At 39.5% G+C, this 1,343-nt stretch carries 2 protein-coding genes; both read left to right on the forward strand.

Annotation, left to right across the window (positions count from 1 at the left end; translation table 11 throughout):
* Positions 1-274: 274 nt before the first annotated feature.
* Positions 275-931 carry a DNA-methyltransferase gene (locus BKK54_RS11300; RefSeq protein WP_077543167.1) on the forward strand — a complete coding sequence of 219 codons (657 nt, stop codon included), beginning with the start codon at positions 275-277 and terminating at the stop codon, positions 929-931.
* A gap of 29 nt (positions 932-960) precedes the next feature.
* Positions 961-1,164, forward strand: coding sequence for a hypothetical protein (locus BKK54_RS11305; RefSeq protein WP_077543168.1), 204 nt, complete (start codon positions 961-963; stop codon positions 1,162-1,164).
* Positions 1,165-1,343 lie beyond the last annotated feature (179 nt).

A 1,343-nucleotide genomic window follows, 5' to 3' on the forward strand; every position in this document is an offset into this window, starting at 1 on the left:
AAACCAATCCGTGAATTTGGTAGTTTAGCTATAGTATGGTCTATTGGGCTAGGTCACGATGGATATTATCCTGTAAAGCATCAAGAGGATTATGGATGGCACGCGGGTTACCAACGAAACGTTAAAAAAGGTTGCTATTACAGAACGGAGGAGGACTGCCGATCCGCCTGCGATTGGCTGATGAACCGATAACCCACTCAATGCAGTGGGTTTTGTTTTTGAAGATATTCTACCGCTTGCAGAAATGTGAGCGGTTTTGTTTTATGGAGAGAAAATGATTGATTTCAGAAACCAAGATTGCATTGAAGGAATGAAAACATATCCTGATAAACACTTTGATTTAGCCATTGTCGATCCACCCTATTTTTCCGGACCAGAAAGACGACAATTCTACGGAAAAAAGATCAGCCCCATAGGTGTTCAGCGCTTATATGCAAGAACAGACACTTGGAACTTACCCACCGAAGAATATTTTAATGAGCTATTTAGAGTAAGCAAACATCAGATTATCTGGGGAGTGAATTATTTTAATAATTATTCATTTGGCTCCGGTCGTATTATTTGGGACAAAGTAAACGGGAAAAGTACATTCAGCGATTGTGAAATTGCGTACTGCAGTTTGCATAACAGCGTCCGTCAATTTAGGTATATGTGGAACGGCATGTTACAAGGCAAGAGTATTGAAGAAGGTCATATTGCACGGGGAAACAAAAAACTTAATGAGAAACGTATTCACCCTACGCAAAAGCCCGTTAATCTGTACAAATGGTTACTGCAGAAATATGCCATTCCTGGACAACTTATCCTAGATACCCATGTTGGCAGCGGAAGTAGCTTAATTGCCTGTAAGGAACTTGGCTTTAATTGTGTCGGATTTGAAATAAATTCACATTATTTTGAACTGGCCAGAGCAAGATTAAACACAGCCTAGCGAAAGCTAGGTTTTTTATTGGAGGAAATATGGAACAAGAATTACAAGTCATAAACAACAAGCGATATGTTGTGCTTGAATGCCAATATAGACATATTTGGACTGTGATCCAAGAAACTCATAGAACTGTAACGGAAGAGCAAGCGATCGAGATTGTCAACTATTATCTTAAGTACAAAGACAAGACACCGGAACAGCTAAAAGTTGTTGAAGTGCCGGATATTTTAAAGTGATGGAAGTATATATGGAACAAGCTCTCACCATTAAAGAAGTGGAAAAGAAGCTCGGCATTAGCGAAAGCTCCATACGAAAACACCTCCTTGAATGGGGATTTTTTAGAATGGAAGGATCTCGAGTTTGGCGGGTTTATCCTTCAGATCTTGCCAAAAATCGCAGAAAGGAAAATAATATG

The organism is Rodentibacter genomosp. 1, from assembly GCF_001999285.1.
Taxonomy (GTDB): Bacteria; Pseudomonadota; Gammaproteobacteria; order Enterobacterales; family Pasteurellaceae; genus Rodentibacter.

Coding starts and splice junctions, on each gene's coding strand:
- BKK54_RS11305 (WP_077543168.1), top strand. CDS start 961: ATGGAACAAGAATTACAAGTCATAAACAACAAGCGATATGTTGTGCTT.
- BKK54_RS11300 (WP_077543167.1), top strand. CDS start 275: ATGATTGATTTCAGAAACCAAGATTGCATTGAAGGAATGAAAACATAT.